Genomic DNA, 16,827 nt, shown 5'->3' with positions numbered 1-16,827 from the left:
CCGACGTCCTCTACCACGCACTCCACACCGACCACCACCACTTGACATAGAAGCTTCCAGCGCGCCGACTTCGCCGACGCTTGGAGCCGCTACGCACCCGATCTCGACACCGTGGGAGGGGGTGAGCCGTCCCAGCCGTACCAGCCTCATAACCCCAGCTCAGACCCGGTACGGCTTGACGAGTGGTACGGCTCAAGCCGTACCAGCAAAAAAGCCGTACCGCCCCTGACCAGCAAAAACGAGGCTGGTACGGCTGGGACGGCATCCCCTCTCAAAGTCGTCGGCGACACCGCCTGACCACCCCCTGAAATCACCGGCCGACCGACCTCAGGGAGCACGACCAAGCATGGGCACCCAACGCCAGCACCTGACCATCGCCGCTGTCTGTGAAGAGCTGGAAGTAGCTCGCTCAACCTTCTACGAATGGCGCGCCAAGGGACGCGCGCCCCGCTGCATCAAGCTCCCGAACGGGGAGATCCGGATTCGCCGCGTGGATCTTGACGCGTGGCTCGACTCCTGCGAGGAGGCCGCCTGATGGGGAAAACCTTTGACGTCCGGATTTGGGAGACCCGCGAGCGACTCACGAAGTCGTCAAAGGGCGGAAGGTCCGGCAAGAAGTCGTACAACGTCCGGTGGCGCGTCGCCCGGACGTCCTGGTCCAAGACCTTTCCGACCAAGGCGCTTGCAGAATCATTTCGGTCCCAGTTGTTGTCCGCACTGAGGTACGGCGAAGCTTTCCGCCTGACAGACGGACTCCCGGTCTCAATGGGGCGGGAAGTCAACGAGGAAAGCTGGTTCGAGTTCGCTCAGTCCTATGTTGACGCGAAGTGGGTCAGGGCGGCAGCTAAGTCGCGCGCCGGCAACGCCGATGCTCTGGCCACCGCGACTCTGGCTCTGCTCGCGAATGACCGTGGGAAGCCCGCCGACAAGGTGCTGCGGAAGGCGCTGACCGGCTGGGCGTACAACACCGGGCGGCGCGATACCGCCAAGCCCGCTGATGTTCAGGCTGCGCTCAAGTGGTTGGCGTCGAATACGGTGCCGGTCTCACGGCTGGACGATCTTTCCGTGGTGCGCGGCGTACTGGACGCGCTCGCGCTCAAGATGGACGGCAAACCGGCCGCCGCCAAGACGGTCTCTCGGAAACGAGCGGTGCTCTACAACGCGCTGGACCACGCGGTTGAGAGGAAGCTCCTGGAGAAGAACCGCATCGCGGAAGTGAAGTGGACGGCTCCGAAGAAGAACTACGCGATCGACAAGCGGGTCGTGATCAACCCGAACCAGGCCGAGCGACTGCTCGCCGCAGTCGAAGCCCAGAAGATCGAGGGACAGCCGCGGCGGTCGATGGGGCCGCGGTTGAAGGCGTACTTCGGAGTGCAGTACTACGCGGGTCTTCGTCCGGAGGAAGCGGCTGTCCTCGGAAAGGAAGACCTCGCTATTCCGGAGAAAGGGTGGGGCGAATTGCTGTTGTCGAAGGCGGCTCCGATCGCGGGTGCCGCTTGGACTGACAGCGGCTCGCGGCGAGACCAACGGCAGCTCAAACAGAGGGGAGTGGGGGAGGTGCGCGTTGTTCCCTGCCCGCCGCCCCTCACTGCTCTGTTGAACGAGCACCTGGAGCGGTTCGGCACCGCGGCCGATGGCCGGCTGTTCCGCAGCCTCACCGGGGGAGAGTTGGCGGAATCGACGATCTCGCGAGTCTGGGACCGGGCGCGAAAGGCCGCCCTGACTGAGCAGGAGTACGCGTCCGTGCTCGCCAAGCGGCCCTACGACCTGCGTCACGCGTTCGTGTCGACGGCTCTCGCCGCTGGCGTGCCGGCCCGGCAGGTCGCGGAGTGGGCCGGGCACTCGGTCGCCGTCCTGCTGCGGATCTACGCCAAGATCCTCGCAGGCCAGGAGGCGAGCGCGCGGGAGCGCATGGAGCGGGCTCTGCGGCTGTCAGACGAGTGAGGCGCGTCCACGGCGCGTCCACAGACGGCTGGTGAGGGCCGGATCCCGCCGGACACGGCCGGACGACGCAAGAACGGCCCCTCACCCTGTTTCCGCAGGTGAGGGGCCGTTCGTGCCACGTCAGGCGACGTGCCCCCGGTGAGATTCGAACTCACACTGGACGGGTTTTGAATCCGTTGCCTCTGCCAGTTGGGCTACGGGGGCGACGCGGCCAGACTCTACCGCCCCGCCCCTTCCCCGGAGCACCGGGGGTAGCGCAGCGTGATCGCTGCTTACACCGGTTCGGCTGTTTACACCACGTGGTGAACACCATCTCACGTTCTGGATCGTTCCCGGTAGGCTGGGCCTGCGGTTACGCCGCAGTTCCCATCCCGTCGAGCACGCAGGAGGACCCCGGTGACCGAACAGGCTGCCGAGGCGGGCGGTGTCGCCACCGAGCCGCAGCGTCGGGTGCTCGTCGCCGAAGACGAGGCACTCATCCGGCTCGACCTGGTCGAGATGTTGCGCGAAGAGGGCTACCAGGTGGTCGGCGAGGCCGGCGACGGCGAGGAGGCCATCAAACTCGCCGCCGAGCTCAAGCCCGACCTGGTGATCCTGGACGTCAAGATGCCCAAGCTGGACGGCATCGAGGCGGCTTCCAAGATCACCGGCGACCGGATCGCGCCCGTGGTCATTCTGACCGCCTTCAGCCAGCGTGACCTGGTCGAGCGCGCCCGCGACGCGGGCACCATGGCCTACCTGGTCAAGCCGTTCGCCAAGCGCGACCTCGTCCCCGCCATCGAACTCGCCATCAGCCGCTTCTCCGAGCTGCAGGCACTCGAGGCGGAGGTCGCGGGGCTGACCGACCGGCTGGAGACCCGCAAGGTCATCGACCGCGCCAAGGGCCTGCTGATGACCCAGCAGGGGCTCACCGAGCCCGACGCCTTCCGGTGGATCCAGCGCACGGCCATGGACCGGCGCACCACCATGAAGGCCGTCGCGCAGGCTGTGGTCGAGAGCATCGGCCAGCGCTGATCCCTTAGCCCGCTCGGATGAGCGGGACATTACTGGTAGTTATCACCCGGTTGTCCGCCTAGGGCAACCGGGTGTAAATCATGCATTAACTTCCTCGCCGACCGTCACGATCTGAATACAAGACGGTCCGTGACGCTGTGCAACCCGGCGCCGGGCGGCTACGTTTTGCGGCCAGTCAGGTTCCCCAAAGGGAACGGCCGTACGTTGTGCGGCCACCGGCATTGGGAGGAAACGAGTGTCAAGAGCACGACTCACCGGAGTCATCGTGCTGGCGGCCGCGGCGTCGCTCGTCCTGGGTTCCTGCGCGGCGCGGGACAACGGGAGCTCGTCGGGCAACACCACGGGCTCGGCCGCCGCTCCTTCGCAGGCGGCCAACGCGGCCAACCCGGCCGGCGACGGCAAGGCCGTCTGCTCGGGCGTCTCGCTGGCGTACGCGGGCACGATCAACGGCTCCAGCGCGGCGCTGGGCCAGAACATCCTGCGCGGCGCCGACCTCGCCGTGAAGCAGCACAACCAGGCCAACCCGAACTGCCAGGTCACCCTGAAGCAGTTCGACACCGAGGGCAAGCCCGACAAGGCGCCCGGCATCGTGACCCAGGTGATCAGCGAGGCCGACATCATCGGCGTCATCGGCCTGCCGTTCTCCGGCGAGTCGAAGGCCGCGGGCAACCTGTTCAACCAGGCGGGTCTCGTCACGATCTCCCCGTCGGCGACCAACCCGGCGCTGGCGAACAACGGCTGGAAGACCTTCTTCCGCGGCATGGGCAACGACGCGGTGCAGGGCCCTGCCGCGGCGAAGTTCCTCACCGAGACGCTCAAGGCCAACAAGGTCTGCGTCGTCGAGGACGACTCCGAGTACGGCACCGGCCTCGCCTCCCAGCTCACCCAGGCGCTCGGCGCGAAGGCGACCTGCACGGACAAGGTCAAGACCGGGCAGACCGACTTCTCCGCCGTGGTCAACAAGATCTCGTCGGAGAGCCCGGACGCGATCTTCTACGCCGGCTACTACCCCGAGGCCGGGCCGTTCGCGCAGCAGCTCAACGACAAGGGCGTCACGGCGAAGTTCGTCGGCCCCGACGGCGTGAAGGACCCCGAGTTCGTCAAGGGCGCGGGTGCGGGCGCGAACAACGCCTACTTCACCTGCCCGTGTGTCCCGGAGGACAACTTCAAGGACTTCACGGCCGCGTTCAAGCAGACCGAGGGCGCTGACCCGGGCACGTACTCGCCCGAGGGCTACGACGTCACCACCGTCCTGCTGAAGGGCATCGACTCGGGCATCAAGGACCGGGCGGGCCTGCTGAACTTCGTGAAGAACTACGACGGTCAGGGCCTGACCAAGAAGTTCAAGTGGAACGACAAGGGCGAGCTGTCCGACACGCCGGTGTGGAGCTACCGCGTGGAGAACGGCAAGATCGTCAACAACGGCCAGATCAGCTGATCCCCTCCGACCGATCCCGGGCATGCACGCGGCCGACCGCCGCGTGCATGCCCGATCCGTACCCGGGAATAGAGTGAACCCTTGAACCCCGCGATGACCGCTGCCCTCGTCCAGACCGACAGCTGGATTCAGTTCGACGTCCACGGTCTGGCAGACCAGTTCTGGAACAACACCGTGGACGGCCTGGCGCAGGGCGGGATCTACGCCCTCATCGCGCTGGGCTACACGCTCGTCTACGGCGTGCTCAAGCTCATCAACTTCGCCCACTCCGAGGTGTTCATCGTCGGCACCTTCGCGACGTGGCTCACCTTCTGGCTGCTGGGTTTCCGCCCCGGTTCCGATCCGCAGCTGTCCACCATCGAGATCATCGCCTTCCTGCTGCTCGCCGGTATCGCCGCGATGGCGGTGTCCGGGCTGGTCGCGGTCGGCCTGGAACGGGTGGCGTACAGACCACTGCGCAACCGCAACGCGCCGCGGCTGGTCTTCCTGATCACCGCGATCGGCGCGTCCTTCGCGATCCAGCAGATCCTGAAGCTGATCTTCGGGCTGAACCAGCAGCCCCAGATCCGCCTGCTGCAGCCCGAGCCGTTGTTCCGGATCTTCGGTGCCGTGGTGACCAACCGCGACATCATCCTGTTCGTGGCCGCCGTGCTGCTGTGGTTCGTGGCGGACTACTTCGTGAACAAGACCCGGCTGGGCCGCGGGATCCGTGCGGTGGCGCAGGATCCGGACACGGCGACGCTGATGGGGGTGAACAAGGAACGCGTGATCGTGGTGACGTTCCTGGTCGGTGGTCTGCTGGCGGGTGCGGCGGCGTTGTTCTACATGATGAAGATCCCGCAGGGTGCGATCTACAACGGCGGTTTTCTGTTGGGTATCAAGGCGTTCACGGCCGCGGTGCTCGGCGGTATCGGCAACCTGCGTGGTGCGCTGCTGGGTGGTTTCGTGCTCGGGCTCGTGGAGAACTACGGGCAGTCCCTGCTGGGCGGGGAGTGGAAGGACATCGTCGCGTTCGTGGTGCTGGTGATCGTGCTGATGTTCCGCCCGACCGGGATCCTGGGCGAGTCACTGGGGAAGGCACGGGTATGAGCACGTTCAGGGAACGCTGGAACAGCCTCTCGCGGCCCGTCCAGTGGGCGATCCTCATCCCACTGGTCGTGCTCATCCTCTTCCTGCCCGACCTGAACCCGCCGATCCTGGCGACCACGGGCACGGACTTCCCCACGGCGATGTTCGACGTCGCCCGCTACGCGCTCGTGGCCGTCGGCCTCAACGTCGTGGTGGGGCAAGCCGGTCTGCTCGACCTGGGTTACGTCGGGTTCTTCGCGGTGGGGGCGTACGTGGCGGCGTTGTTCACGTCGCCGAACTCCTCGCTGCACAAGCTGCCGTACCTGTGGACGCTGCCGCTGGCGATGGTCATCACGATGATCTTCGGCATCGTGCTCGGCGCCCCGACCCTGCGGCTACGCGGGGACTACCTCGCCATCGTGACGCTGGGCTTCGGCGAGATCATCCGCCTGCTGGCCGACAACGTCACGCCGCTGCGCGGGCAGTCCGGCTTCGAACGCGTCGGCACCAACAACGCCGGACAGCCGTTCTTCGACAACGCCACCCTGTGGTACCAGCTGACGGTCCTCATCATCGTGGGAATCCTGTTGCTGGTGGGCAATCTCGAACGCTCGCGCGTCGGGCGCGCGTGGGTCGCGATCCGCGAGGACGAGGACGTCGCCGAGATCATGGGCGTCGCCACCTACAAGTTCAAGATCTGGGCGTTCGTCATCGGTGCCGCGATCGGTGGCCTGTCCGGTGCCCTGTACGCGGGCAAGCTGGGCTTCGTGAACAACCAGTCGTTCGACGTGGTCACCTCGATGCTGTTCCTGGCGGCGGTCGTGCTGGGTGGTGCCGGGAACAAGGTGGGTGTGCTGCTGGGAGCAGTGGTGGTGGCGTACCTGCCGCTGCGGTTCGTGCAGATCGCCGAGTACAACTACCTGATCTTCGGGATCGCGTTGATCATCCTGATGATCTTCCGGCCGCAGGGGCTGCTGGGTGCCCGGCAACGGTTGCTGGCCAAGGGAAGGCAGGCGTACCAGCGCCTGATCGGCCGCGGCGAGCAGATCAGCGGGGACAGCGCACTCGCCACCGAGCCCGGAGGGGGGAACCGATGACGAACCCGAACGAACCGGCACCCACCGAAGGCGGCATCGTCGCCGAGGTGGCGCACATGACCGCGGAGCAGCGTGCCGAGCACGACGCCGAGGTCGCCGAGGCGGTCGCCCCGGATCGCGAGATCGACGTCGAGGTGGGGGAGACCCTGCTCGAACTGCGGGACGTGACCCTGCGGTTCGGCGGCCTCACCGCGCTCGACTCGGTGTCCTTCGGCATCCGCCGCGGCGAGATCCTCGGCCTGATCGGGCCGAACGGCGCGGGCAAGACGACCTGCTTCAACGCCATGACCGGCGTCTACCGGCCCACGTCGGGCCAGGTCCTGCTGGAGGGCAAGCCGCTGGGCAAGTCCTCCCGGCACCGGATCACGCAGCTCGGCATCGCCCGCACCTTCCAGAACATCCGGCTGTTCGGCGAGATGACCGCGCTGGAGAACGTCGTGGTCGGCGCCGACGCGCGCGCCAAGACCAGCGTCGTCGGCGCGCTGCTGCGCCTGCCCCGCCACCACCACGAGGAACAGCAGGCGGTGGACCGGGCGATGGCGCTGCTGGAGTTCGTGGGCATCGCCGACCGCGCGGCGGACAAGGCGAAGAACCTGCCGTACGGCTACCAGCGCCGGCTGGAGATCGCGCGGGCGCTGGCGACCGAGCCGAAGCTGCTGTGCCTGGACGAGCCGGCGGCCGGGTTCAACCCGGCGGAGAAGGAAGAGCTGATGCAGCTCATCCGCAAGATCCGCGCCGACGGGTACACCGTCCTGCTCATCGAACACGACATGAAACTCGTCATGGGCGTCACCGACCGGATCGTCGTCCTCGAGTTCGGGAAGAAGATCGCAGACGGACTGCCGGCGGAGATCCGGGAGAACCCCGCGGTCATCGCCGCCTACCTGGGAGTGCCTGACGATGACGTTGCTTGAGCTGTCCGGCGTCTCGGTGCACTACGGCCGCATCCAGGCCGTCTCCGAGCTGTCGATCACGGTCGGCGAAGGCGAGATCGTGGCACTCATCGGCGCCAACGGCGCCGGCAAGTCCACCACGATGCGCGCCATCTCCGGCATCCGCCCGCTGTCGGCCGGCAGCATCACCTTCGCCGGCGAGGACATCACCAAACTCCGCGCCGACCTCCGCGTCGTCCGCGGCATCTCCCAGGTGCCGGAGGGCCGGGGGGTGTTCCCGGGGATGACGGTGGCGGAGAACCTGGACATGGGGGCGTATGCGCGGAAGGACCGCAAGAACCTGGGTGCGGATCTGGAGCGGGTGTTCGCGTTGTTCCCGCGGTTGAAGGAGCGGCGGTCGCAGGCGGGGGGCACGCTGTCGGGTGGTGAGCAGCAGATGCTGGCGATCGGGCGGGCGCTGATGGCCAAGCCGAAGCTGCTGTTGCTGGACGAGCCGTCGATGGGGCTGGCGCCGCAGTTCATCGCGCAGATCTTCCGGATCATCACCGAGATCAACCAGCAGGGCACGACGGTGTTGCTGGTGGAGCAGAACGCGCAGCAGGCGCTGTCGCGGGCGCACCGGGCGTACGTGCTGGAGACCGGCCGCATCACCCGCGCCGGCACCGGCCGCGAACTGCTCGCCGACGCCAGCATCAAGGAGGCCTACCTCGGGGTCGCGTGACCCCGAGGCGGTCACTCCTTCGGGTAGTCCCTGACGATGCAGCTCAGCCGGGCGGTGCAGGTGCGCCGCCCGGCTTCGTCGGTCAGGACGATCTCCGTGGTGATCGTGGTGCGCCCGACGTGCAGCGGCACGGCGGTGCCGGTGACGATCCCGTCGGTCACGCCGCGGTGGTGCGTGCAGGACAGCTCGAAGCCCACCGTCATCTTGTCGGTGCCCGCGTTGAGCGCGGCGACCGTGCTGCCCAGCGCCTCCGCGAGCGCCGCGTTCGCCCCGCCGTGCAGCAGCCCGTACGGCTGGCGGTTCCCGTCGACCGGCATCGTCGCGACCACGCGCTCAGGGCCCACCTCGACGAAGCTGATCCCGAGCTTGTCGTTGAGCTGCTGGCTGGGGTCGAGGCCCGCGATCCGCTCGCGGTAGTCCTCCGACAGGTGTTCGGTCACGCACGGCTCCTCAATCGAGACTGTCAGACCCTCACCCTAGACTCGCTCCCGTGAGCCCCAGTCAGAACCAATCCGTAGCGAACGCCACAGCGACACTGGCACAGGCCGACCGGCCGCGCCTGCTGCTGATCGACGGCCACTCGATGGCCTACCGGGCCTTCTTCGCCGTGCCCGCCGACCGGTTCCGCACGTCGACGGGGCAGGTCACGAACGCGGTCTTCGGGTTCACCTCCATGCTCATCAACCTGCTGCGCGACGAGCAGCCGACCCACCTCGCGGTCGCGTTCGACGTGTCGCGGCAGACGTTCCGCTCGGAGACCTACGCCGAGTACAAGGCGGGCCGCTCCGCGACGCCGGACGACTTCAAGGGGCAGGTCGACCTCGTCAAGGAGGTGCTCGGGGTGCTGGGCATCCCGGTGCTGGCGAAGGAGGGCTTCGAGGCGGACGACATCATCGCCACGCTCACCACGCAGGCCGTCGCCGAGAACTACGAGGTGCTCATCTGCACCGGTGACCGGGACGCGCTGCAGCTGGTCAACGAGTACGTGACGGTGCTGTACCCGCGCAAGGGCGTGTCCGACCTGGTGCGGTACGACCCGGCCGGCGTCAGCGACAAGTACGGCCTGACGCCGGAGCAGTACCCGGACTTCGCGGCGCTGCGGGGCGACCCGTCGGACAACCTGCCCGGCATCCCCGGCGTCGGCGAGAAGACGGCGACGAAGTGGATCCAGCAGTTCGGCTCGCTCAACACCCTCATCGACCGCGTCGACGAGGTGAAGGGCAAGGTCGGGGACGCGCTGCGCGCCCACCTCGACGCCGTGATGCTCAACCGGCAGCTCACCGAGCTGGTGCGGGACGTGCCGCTGGACACCACCCCGGAGCAGCTCGCGCTGCAGCCGTGGGACCGCGACGCGGTGCACCGGCTGTTCGACGAGCTGGAGTTCCGCGTGCTGCGGGACAGGCTGTTCGCGACGCTGCAGAGCGCGGAGCCGGAGGCCGACGAGGGTTTCCAGGTCACCGGGGCGGCGGTGCCGACCGGCGGGCTCGACGCGTGGCTCGCCGAGCACGTCGAGCCGGGCAAACCGGTGGGCGTGTCGTTCCGCACCACCGGCGCGTCGGTGAACGCCGACGCGCGGTCCCTCGCGCTCGCCGCGCCGGACGGGCAGGGCGCGTACGTCGATCTGTCCACTTTGGACGAGTCGGACGAGAAGGCGCTCGCGGCGTGGCTCGCCGACCCGGCGATGCTCAAGGTGGGGCATTCGCTCAAGGTCCCGCTGCACGCCGTGCTCGCCCGCGGCTGGAGCTTCGCCGGCCTGCACCTGGACACCGAGCTGGCCGCGTACCTCGTGCGCCCCGGCCAGCGCTCGTTCGAGCTCGACGACCTCGTGCTGCGCTACCTCCAGCGCGAGCTGCGCTCGGAGGAGGGCGACGGTGACGGGCAGCTGTCGCTGCTGGACTCCGACGACGGCGAGGGCAAGGTCGTGCAGGCGGAGCTGGTGCGCGCCCGGGCGGTCGCGGAGCTGGCCGACGCGCTGCTGGCGGAGCTGGGCAAGATCGGCGGCTCGAAGCTGCTGGCCGAGATCGAGCTGCCGCTGCTGGAGGTCATCACCGAGCTGGAGGCCGCGGGCATCGCCGTCGACCTCGACCAGCTGACCGAGCTGGAGTCGCACTACGCGAGCCGCGTGCGCCAGGCCGAGGCCGACGCGTTCGCGGTGATCGGCAAGCAGATCAACCTCGGCTCGCCGAAGCAGCTGCAGGTCGTGCTGTTCGACGAGCTGCAGATGCCGAAGACCAAGCGCACCAAGACCGGCTACACCACCGACGCCGACGCGCTGCAGACGTTGTTCGAAAAGACCGAGCACCCGTTCCTGCAGCACCTGCTCGAGCACCGCGACGCCACCCGCCTGCGGGTCACGGTCGAGGGGCTGATCAAGTCGGTCGCCGATGACGGGCGCATCCACACCACGCTGCACCAGACGATCGCCGCCACCGGGCGGCTGTCCTCTGTGGACCCGAACCTGCAGAACATCCCGATCCGCACGGAGGAGGGGCGCCGCATCCGTGACGCGTTCGTCGTCGGCTCGGGCTACGCCGAGCTGATGACGGCGGACTACAGCCAGATCGAGATGCGGATCATGGCGCACCTGTCCGAGGACGCGGCGCTGATCGAGGCGTTCCAGTCGGGCTTCGACTTCCACGCCGCCACCGCGGCGCGGGTGTTCGCGTGCGAGCCGTCGGAGGTCACCGGCGCCCAGCGCGCCAAGATCAAGGCGATGAACTACGGCCTGGCGTACGGGCTGTCGGCGTACGGGCTGTCGAACCAGCTGCGCATCTCCACCGAGGAGGCGCGCGGGCTGATGGACGACTACTTCGAGCGCTTCGGCGGCGTGCGGGACTACCTGCGCAACATCGTCGTGGAGGCGGGCAAGGTCGGCTACACCGAGACGATCTTCGGCCGCCGCCGCTACCTGCCCGACCTCAACAGCGACAACCGGCAGCGCCGCGAGATGGCGGAGCGGATGGCGCTCAACGCGCCGATCCAGGGCAGCGCGGCGGACATTATCAAGGTCGCGATGCTCAACGTGCAGCGGGCGCTGAAGGAGTCGGACCTGCGCAGCCGGCTGCTGCTGCAGGTGCACGACGAGCTCGTGCTGGAGGTCGCCGACGGCGAGCACGCGGCGGTGGAGCAGCTGGTGCGCGAGCAGATGGGTGCCGCGTACGAGCTGGCGGTGCCGCTGGAGGTGTCGGTCGGCTTCGGCCGGTCCTGGAACGACGCGGCGCACTGAGACCAGCGGGGTGGCGGCGGTGCCGGCCGCCGCCCCGCGTCCTTCGAGGAGAGTGACCATGGCCCCGCCCGCGGTGGCCCACCTGCGGCGGGCCAAGGACTGGATGGACGCCCACTACGCCGAGCCGCTGGACGTGGCGCGGCTGGCGGCCGTCGCGGGCTGGTCGCGCTCGCACTTCATCCGGTGCTTCGCCGCGGCCTACGGCGAGACGCCCAAGGCGTACCTGACGCGCAGGCGGATCGAGCGCGCGCAGGACCTGCTGCGCTCGGCGAACCTCACGGTCACCGAGGTCTGCGTCGCCGTCGGGTTCACCAGCCTGGGCACGTTCAGCCGCCGGTTCACGGAGCTGACCGGCCGCACCCCCACGCAGTACCGCGCCGAACACGGCCCGCCGGCGATCCCGGGGTGCTACCTGATGATGTGGACCAAGCCCAGCACTTTCGGATAAGCGTCCGTCCCCCGGTTCCGGTTAGCGTTGCCGCACCACCGGAAAGAACAGGGGAGCGAACCATGATCCGAAGGTTGTCGCACGCGAACCTCTACGTGCTGGACCAGGATTCCGCGAAGGCGTTCTACACCGAGAAGCTCGGTTTCGAGGTGCGCCAGGACATGCGGGTCGGCGATTTCCGCTGGCTCACCGTCGGCCCGCCGGACCAGCCGGACGTCGAGGTCGTGCTGATGCGCCCCGGCCCGCCGCAGCACGACCCGGAGACGGAGAAGGTCGTGCGGGAACTGATCGCCAAGGGCGCGATGGGCTCGGGGGTGTGGGCCACGGACGACTGCCGCAAGACGTACGAGGAGCTCGTCGACCGGGGCGTGACCTTCCTGCAGGAACCGGCCGAACGCCCGTACGGGGTCGAGGCGGTTTTCCGCGATGACTCGGGCAACTGGTTCAGTCTCACGGAGCGTCACGAGTTCGACGGAAGCAAGGACTGGGGGTGACGTGAAAGGCGTGTTACCAGCATGAAAGGCCCCGATCGGAGTCCTGCGAATGGGCTAAGCACGGGTTAGCGTGGGGCCATGACGGGCAGGCGAGCGCTCATCCTGGCGGGTACCGGCATGCTGTCGGAGGTGGCGGAGGCGCTGGTCCGGGACGGCTGGCAGGTGGTGCTGCCGAGCCGTCGCTACCAGCCGCTGTCGGTGCCCGAGAACCGGATGGGCGTCGCCGCCCTCAAGGCACTGCGGCCGCGCGGCCACGTGCCGACCCAGCGGCGCGAGCCCGGGCGCGCGCGATGGGTGGAGGCGCACTGGGACCGCCCGCGCGAGCTGGCCGCGAAGGCCGAGTCGGCCCTCGGCGGTCCGGCGGACCTGCTGGTGGCGTGGGTGCACGAGCAGTACCGGCGTGCGGTGCTGGGCGCGTGTGAACGGCTGCTCGCGCCCGCGGCGCCGGTCGTCGAGGTCCGCGCCGTGGGCGGCCCGGAGGCGCCGGAGCCGCTGCTCGCCGCGCATCCCACGCAGCTCGTGCTGGCCGGCTCGCTGTCGGGGCTGCCGGGCAACCGCCCGCTGTCGCACACGGAGCTGAGCGGCGCCGTCCTGGAGGCGGTGTCCCGTGCGGTGGAGGGGCGCCCCGCGTCGCTGCACCAGGTCGGCCAGTCCCGCCCGCTGGTGCACTGAGCCCTCGGCGGGCCAGGTCGCGCAACCGGAGCAGTTGTCGTGGCGGCGGGCCGCTGGAAGTTGGGCGCGGTCCGGGCCGTAGCCGACCTCGGGGGCTCGTCCGTGCGGCAGCGCCCGCTTGATCTGCCACATCGAGACGGGCCAGGCCCGCCCGCTGGTGGGATGAGTGGTCAGCGGGCCAGGCCCCGCAGGAGGAGCAGCCGTAGTGCGGCGGTGCCCGCTGTAGGAACTTCAGCGCTTTTCGAGCCGTAGCCTGCCGCGCGGCCACGCCCGTGCGGCAGCGCCCGGCGTCGCTGCACGACGTGGGCCAGGGCGGCCCGCTGGTGGGATGAGTGGTCGGCGGGCCAGGGCCTCGCACGGAGCAGCCGTCACCGAGCCCGCCCGTGCGGCAGCGCCTACTGGTGCACTGAAAACCCGGGCGGGGACGGCAGCCGCCGAGCCGTCGGCGGGTGACGGCCCCGCAACCGGAGCAGCCGTAGTGCGGCGGCACGCGCCGCTGGAACTTCGGCGTGGTCCGGGCCGTAGCCGACCTCGCGGGCTCGTCCGTGCGGCGGCGCCCGCTCGATCTGCCACCTCGAGACGGGCCAGGTCCCGCAGCAGGAGCAGCCGTCAGCGAGCCCGCCCGTGCGGCAGCGCCCCCTGTGCACTGAAAACCACGCGGGGACGGCGGCCGCAGCCGCCCCACCGCGCGCCGCCCTTGCCGAGCCGTCAGCGGGCCAGGCCCCGCAGCAGGAGCAGCACCGAATCCCGGACGTCGGCGCGGGTGCGGGTGGGCTGGAACACCTGCCAGTCCAGTGCGACGACCAGCAGCGTGCCGAACAGGCCCGCCGCGGCCGTGGACACCTGCACCCCCTCCGGCAGCCTGCCCACGTCCGCGACACGCTGCAGCTGGTCCTTCACGATCGAGACGACCTCTTCCCGCAACGGCCGCAACGTCTCGTGCCAGCGGCCCGGCGTCCGCCACATCTCGCTCACCAGGATCTGCGAGAACCCGCGGTACTCGGCGATGAACGCCAAACCCGTGTCCACGAGCGCTTCCAGCCCCGCGACCGGGTCGGGCTCGTCCGCGTGCTCGCGCAGCCGCTCGGCGAGCAGCCCCACGCCGTAACGCAGGAGTGCGTCGATGAGCCCGTCCTTGCTGCCGAAGTTGTAGTACACCGTGCCCTTGGCGACGCCGGCCTCGGCGGCGATGTCGTCGACCGTCAGCTCGGCCAGCCCGCGGTCGCTCGCGAGCTTCAGCGTCGCCTCGAACAGGCGTTGTTTCGTCGTCGTCACAGGCTCAGCTCCGGGTGCAGCTTCGACACCGTCCACACGCGCTGCTTCCGCGCGGCCAGCGTGGACACCATCACCGCGGCCACCAGCCACCCGCACAGCACGCCGATGTCCAGCAGGCTCTCCAGCGACGCGCCGGTGTAGAGCAGGTGCCGCAGCCCGTCGACCACGTACCCCATCGGCAGCACGAGGTGCAGCGGGTACAGCGCGTCGGGCAGGGTCTGCCACGGGAACGTGCCCCCGGCGCTGACCAGCTGCAGCACCAGCAGCACCAGGCCGAGGAACTTGCCCACCGCCCCGAACATCGCGTTGAGCGCGTGCACGATGGCGGTGAACGTCAGCGACGCGAGTACCGCGAACCCGATGGCGCCCAGCGGGTGCGCGACGTGGATGCCGACCAGCCACGTAACCGCCCCGAACAACACCAGCACCTGCGCGATGCCCAGCACCGCGGAGGCGAGCCAGCCGCCGATCGCGACCCGCAGCGGCGACACCCCGGCGGCGAGTGCGCGGGCCGACAGCGGGCGCAGCAACAGGAACAACACGAACGCGCCGATCCACGTCGCCAGCGAGATGAAGAACGGGGCGAGCCCGGCGCCGTAGGTGCCCGCGGACGCGACACCGGCCGAGTCCACCGTCACCGGGTCGGCGATCGTGTCGGCCGTCGCGGTGCGCGTGGGGTCGTTGGGGTTGGGGATCTGCTTGAGCCCCTCGTTCAGGCCGTCCCGCAACTGGCCCGCGCCCGTCGCCAGCTGGTTCGTGCCGTCGAGCGCGGTCTTCTCACCGTCGTTGAGCTTCGCCGCGCCGGCGGACAGCGCGTTCGCCCCGTCGGCGGCCTGCCCGATGCCGCTCGTGAGCTGGGGTGTCGCGTCGGCGAGTGCGGCGGCACCGGCCGCGACCTGGCGCGAGCCGTCCGCGAGCCGGTTCAGCTGGTTCGCCGCGTTCTGCACCTTGGCGTTCGCCTGGTCGACGGGGGAGCGCAGGTCGTGCAGCACCGACAGCACCTGCTGCACCTGCGCCTCCGGCACACCGGTGGCGCGGAGTCGTTGCGCCACCTGGTTGTCGGCGTCGTTCAGCTGTTGCTGCAGGTCCGACGACCCGCTCGCCAGCGTCTGCCCGACCGCGGCGACCTGCGCGTTGCCCGCCGACACCTGGGCGGCCCCGTCCGCGAGCTGCCGCGTCTTGTCCGGCAGTGACGCCGTGCTGCTGCGGAGCGTGTTGAGCCCCGCGGACAGCTGCGTGCTGCCCGAGGCGAGCTGCGAGGCGCCGTCGGCGAGCTGCTGTTGCCCGTCGCGCAGCCGGTTCGCGCCGTCCGCCAGTTGTGTGGCGCCGTTAGCGGCCTCCTGGGTCTTGCCGTAGATCGTGGAGAAGCCGATGAGGAACCGGTTCGCCGCCTCCGCGCCGACCTTCTCCGCGATCGTCGTGCGGATCTGTTCGGCGACCTGGTTGGCGATGGTGTGCGAGAGGTAGTTGTTGGCGTCGTTGGTGGTCAGCCGGATGGTCGCCTGCTCGGGCGTGAAGTTGCCCGACGACAGCAGCGCGCTGGAGAAGTCCTTGGGGATCGTGATGGCGAAGGAGTACTTGCCGTCGCGCACGCCCTGCTGGGCTTCGTCCGCCGACGCCTCGTGCCAGCCGAACGTGCCGGACTTGACCACCTCGCCGGTGACCTCGCGGCCCACGTTGCGGTCCTGCGCCCCGGTGTCCTCGTTGACGATCGCGGCGGGCAGCTTGCTCAGACGGCCGTAGGGGTCGTAGTTCGCGTAGAGGTAGAACGACGCGTACAGCAGCGGCACGAGCACGAGGGCGGCCACGGCGAGCTTCGGCAGCTTGCCCGCGGTCAGCCGGCGCAGTTCGTTCGCCGCGATGCGGAAGCTGGTCACGAGGGTGCTCCGATCCGGATCGGGGTGGCGGGCAGTGCGGCCAGGGGAGTGGTGGCGGTCAGCACGACGACGGCGAGCCCGCGCTCGGCGTGCGCCCGCGCGGTGGCCGCCCAGCTGTCGACGTCGCTGGTGTGCCGGTCGGGGGTGTCGAGCACGAGCAGCCGGACGTCCTTCCGCGCGGCGGCCAGTTCGGTCAGCAGCCGGGTCCGGACAGCGGGCTCGAGGTGCTCGAACCGGGCGTCGGCGAGGCCCGCGGCGTCGTGCTCGGCGAGCCAGCGCGTGACGTCCTGCTTCCCGGCAGGCCGTCCGCCCAGCGCGAGCTCCTCGCCGACGACGACGCGCAGGGGCAGCGCGTCCTCCGGCTCGCTCACGCCGGGTGCGTCCACGACGGCGGTGACCCGGCGCAGCCGCGCGGCGTCGGGCTTGCCGTCCACGGTCACGAGCCCGGTGGTCGGCTTCAGCCGCCCGGTCAGCGCCAGGCCGAAGGCGGTGACGCCCGTGCCCGGCTCGCCGTGCACGAACTCCAGCCCACCCTCCTCGACGGTCAGCGACGTCGGCGGCAGCACGGTCCCGTGCGGCCCGGCGACGGTGACCTGCTCGGCGCACACCTGCACGAGCGTCCCCCTTGTTTAGACTGACTGGTCAGTTCAAACGCTACGG

General features: G+C 69.5%; 16 protein-coding genes and 1 tRNA gene. 12 read left to right on the top strand and 5 right to left on the bottom strand.

Going from position 1 to position 16,827, the window contains the following annotated elements; all coding sequences use genetic code 11:
- Positions 1-346: 346 nt before the first annotated feature.
- On the top strand, positions 347-535 hold the full coding sequence (locus ABFX51_RS08160; protein ID WP_346053197.1) for a helix-turn-helix transcriptional regulator: 189 nt from the start codon (positions 347-349) through the stop codon (positions 533-535).
- A complete protein-coding gene (locus ABFX51_RS08155) occupies positions 535-1,944 on the top strand; it encodes a tyrosine-type recombinase/integrase (RefSeq protein ID WP_346053195.1) in 1,410 nt (469 codons plus the stop codon). The genes ABFX51_RS08160 and ABFX51_RS08155 overlap by 1 nt, the downstream gene beginning before the upstream one ends.
- Before the next feature lie 130 nt (positions 1,945-2,074).
- On the opposite strand, the gene ABFX51_RS08150 is transcribed toward ABFX51_RS08155, so the two are convergent.
- Positions 2,075-2,148 (bottom strand) — tRNA-Leu (locus ABFX51_RS08150).
- 192 nt (positions 2,149-2,340) lie between these two features.
- Here ABFX51_RS08150 and ABFX51_RS08145 point away from each other — a divergent pair.
- The 6 genes from ABFX51_RS08145 (at position 2,341) to ABFX51_RS08120 (ending at position 8,175) form a co-directional block, all read left to right on the top strand.
- Positions 2,341-2,958 carry an ANTAR domain-containing response regulator gene (locus ABFX51_RS08145; protein ID WP_091517246.1) on the top strand — a complete coding sequence of 206 codons (618 nt, stop codon included), beginning with the start codon at positions 2,341-2,343 and terminating at the stop codon, positions 2,956-2,958.
- A gap of 265 nt (positions 2,959-3,223) precedes the next feature.
- Positions 3,224-4,396: a branched-chain amino acid ABC transporter substrate-binding protein gene (locus ABFX51_RS08140; RefSeq protein WP_346053209.1), complete on the top strand. Its 1,173-nt coding sequence runs from the start codon at positions 3,224-3,226 to the stop codon at positions 4,394-4,396.
- A gap of 93 nt (positions 4,397-4,489) precedes the next feature.
- Positions 4,490-5,485 carry a branched-chain amino acid ABC transporter permease gene (locus tag ABFX51_RS08135; RefSeq protein ID WP_346053207.1) on the top strand — a complete coding sequence of 332 codons (996 nt, stop codon included), beginning with the start codon at positions 4,490-4,492 and terminating at the stop codon, positions 5,483-5,485.
- On the top strand, positions 5,482-6,561 hold the full coding sequence (locus ABFX51_RS08130; RefSeq protein WP_346053193.1) for a branched-chain amino acid ABC transporter permease: 1,080 nt from the start codon (positions 5,482-5,484) through the stop codon (positions 6,559-6,561). Before ABFX51_RS08135 ends, ABFX51_RS08130 begins: the two co-directional genes overlap by 4 nt.
- Positions 6,558-7,475, top strand: coding sequence for an ABC transporter ATP-binding protein (locus ABFX51_RS08125; RefSeq protein ID WP_091517250.1), 918 nt, complete (start codon positions 6,558-6,560; stop codon positions 7,473-7,475). The genes ABFX51_RS08130 and ABFX51_RS08125 overlap by 4 nt, the downstream gene beginning before the upstream one ends.
- Positions 7,462-8,175: an ABC transporter ATP-binding protein gene (locus ABFX51_RS08120; RefSeq protein ID WP_428832456.1), complete on the top strand. Its 714-nt coding sequence runs from the start codon at positions 7,462-7,464 to the stop codon at positions 8,173-8,175. The genes ABFX51_RS08125 and ABFX51_RS08120 overlap by 14 nt, the downstream gene beginning before the upstream one ends.
- An 11-nt stretch (positions 8,176-8,186) precedes the next feature.
- Here ABFX51_RS08120 and ABFX51_RS08115 read toward each other — a convergent pair whose 3' ends face one another.
- Positions 8,187-8,615 carry a hotdog fold thioesterase gene (locus tag ABFX51_RS08115; RefSeq protein ID WP_091503308.1) on the bottom strand — a complete coding sequence of 143 codons (429 nt, stop codon included), beginning with the start codon at positions 8,613-8,615 and terminating at the stop codon, positions 8,187-8,189.
- 50 nt (positions 8,616-8,665) lie between these two features.
- On the opposite strand from ABFX51_RS08115, the gene polA reads away from it, so the two are divergent.
- From polA to ABFX51_RS08095, 4 genes are all read left to right on the top strand, one after another.
- Positions 8,666-11,401 carry a DNA polymerase I gene (gene polA, locus ABFX51_RS08110; RefSeq protein ID WP_091503311.1) on the top strand — a complete coding sequence of 912 codons (2,736 nt, stop codon included), beginning with the start codon at positions 8,666-8,668 and terminating at the stop codon, positions 11,399-11,401.
- A gap of 58 nt (positions 11,402-11,459) precedes the next feature.
- Positions 11,460-11,849, top strand: a complete 390-nt coding sequence (locus ABFX51_RS08105; protein WP_091503312.1) for a helix-turn-helix domain-containing protein — start codon at positions 11,460-11,462, stop codon at positions 11,847-11,849.
- A gap of 62 nt (positions 11,850-11,911) precedes the next feature.
- Positions 11,912-12,343 carry a VOC family protein gene (locus ABFX51_RS08100; protein WP_091503317.1) on the top strand — a complete coding sequence of 144 codons (432 nt, stop codon included), beginning with the start codon at positions 11,912-11,914 and terminating at the stop codon, positions 12,341-12,343.
- A gap of 78 nt (positions 12,344-12,421) precedes the next feature.
- Positions 12,422-13,015: a Rossmann-fold NAD(P)-binding domain-containing protein gene (locus ABFX51_RS08095; protein ID WP_245782804.1), complete on the top strand. Its 594-nt coding sequence runs from the start codon at positions 12,422-12,424 to the stop codon at positions 13,013-13,015.
- 708 nt (positions 13,016-13,723) lie between these two features.
- Here ABFX51_RS08095 and ABFX51_RS08090 read toward each other — a convergent pair.
- Genes ABFX51_RS08090 through ABFX51_RS08080 form a run of 3 tightly spaced genes read right to left on the bottom strand, consistent with a single transcriptional unit; the run spans position 13,724 to position 16,781 of the window.
- The gene (locus tag ABFX51_RS08090; protein ID WP_091503322.1) at positions 13,724-14,290 is read right to left on the bottom strand and encodes a TetR/AcrR family transcriptional regulator; all 567 of its coding nucleotides are present in this window, start codon (positions 14,288-14,290) and stop codon (positions 13,724-13,726) included.
- On the bottom strand, positions 14,287-16,167 hold the full coding sequence (locus tag ABFX51_RS08085; RefSeq protein WP_346053189.1) for a YhgE/Pip domain-containing protein: 1,881 nt from the start codon (positions 16,165-16,167) through the stop codon (positions 14,287-14,289). Before ABFX51_RS08085 ends, ABFX51_RS08090 begins: the two co-directional genes overlap by 4 nt.
- Positions 16,164-16,781, bottom strand: a complete 618-nt coding sequence (locus tag ABFX51_RS08080; RefSeq protein WP_346053188.1) for a P-loop NTPase family protein — start codon at positions 16,779-16,781, stop codon at positions 16,164-16,166. The genes ABFX51_RS08085 and ABFX51_RS08080 overlap by 4 nt, the downstream gene beginning before the upstream one ends.
- Positions 16,782-16,827: the final 46 nt, after the last annotated feature.

Source organism: Amycolatopsis dongchuanensis (assembly GCF_039542405.1).
GTDB classification, from domain to species: Bacteria; Actinomycetota; Actinomycetes; order Mycobacteriales; family Pseudonocardiaceae; genus Amycolatopsis_E; species Amycolatopsis_E sacchari.
This window is presented reverse-complemented; position numbering and strand designations above follow the sequence as displayed.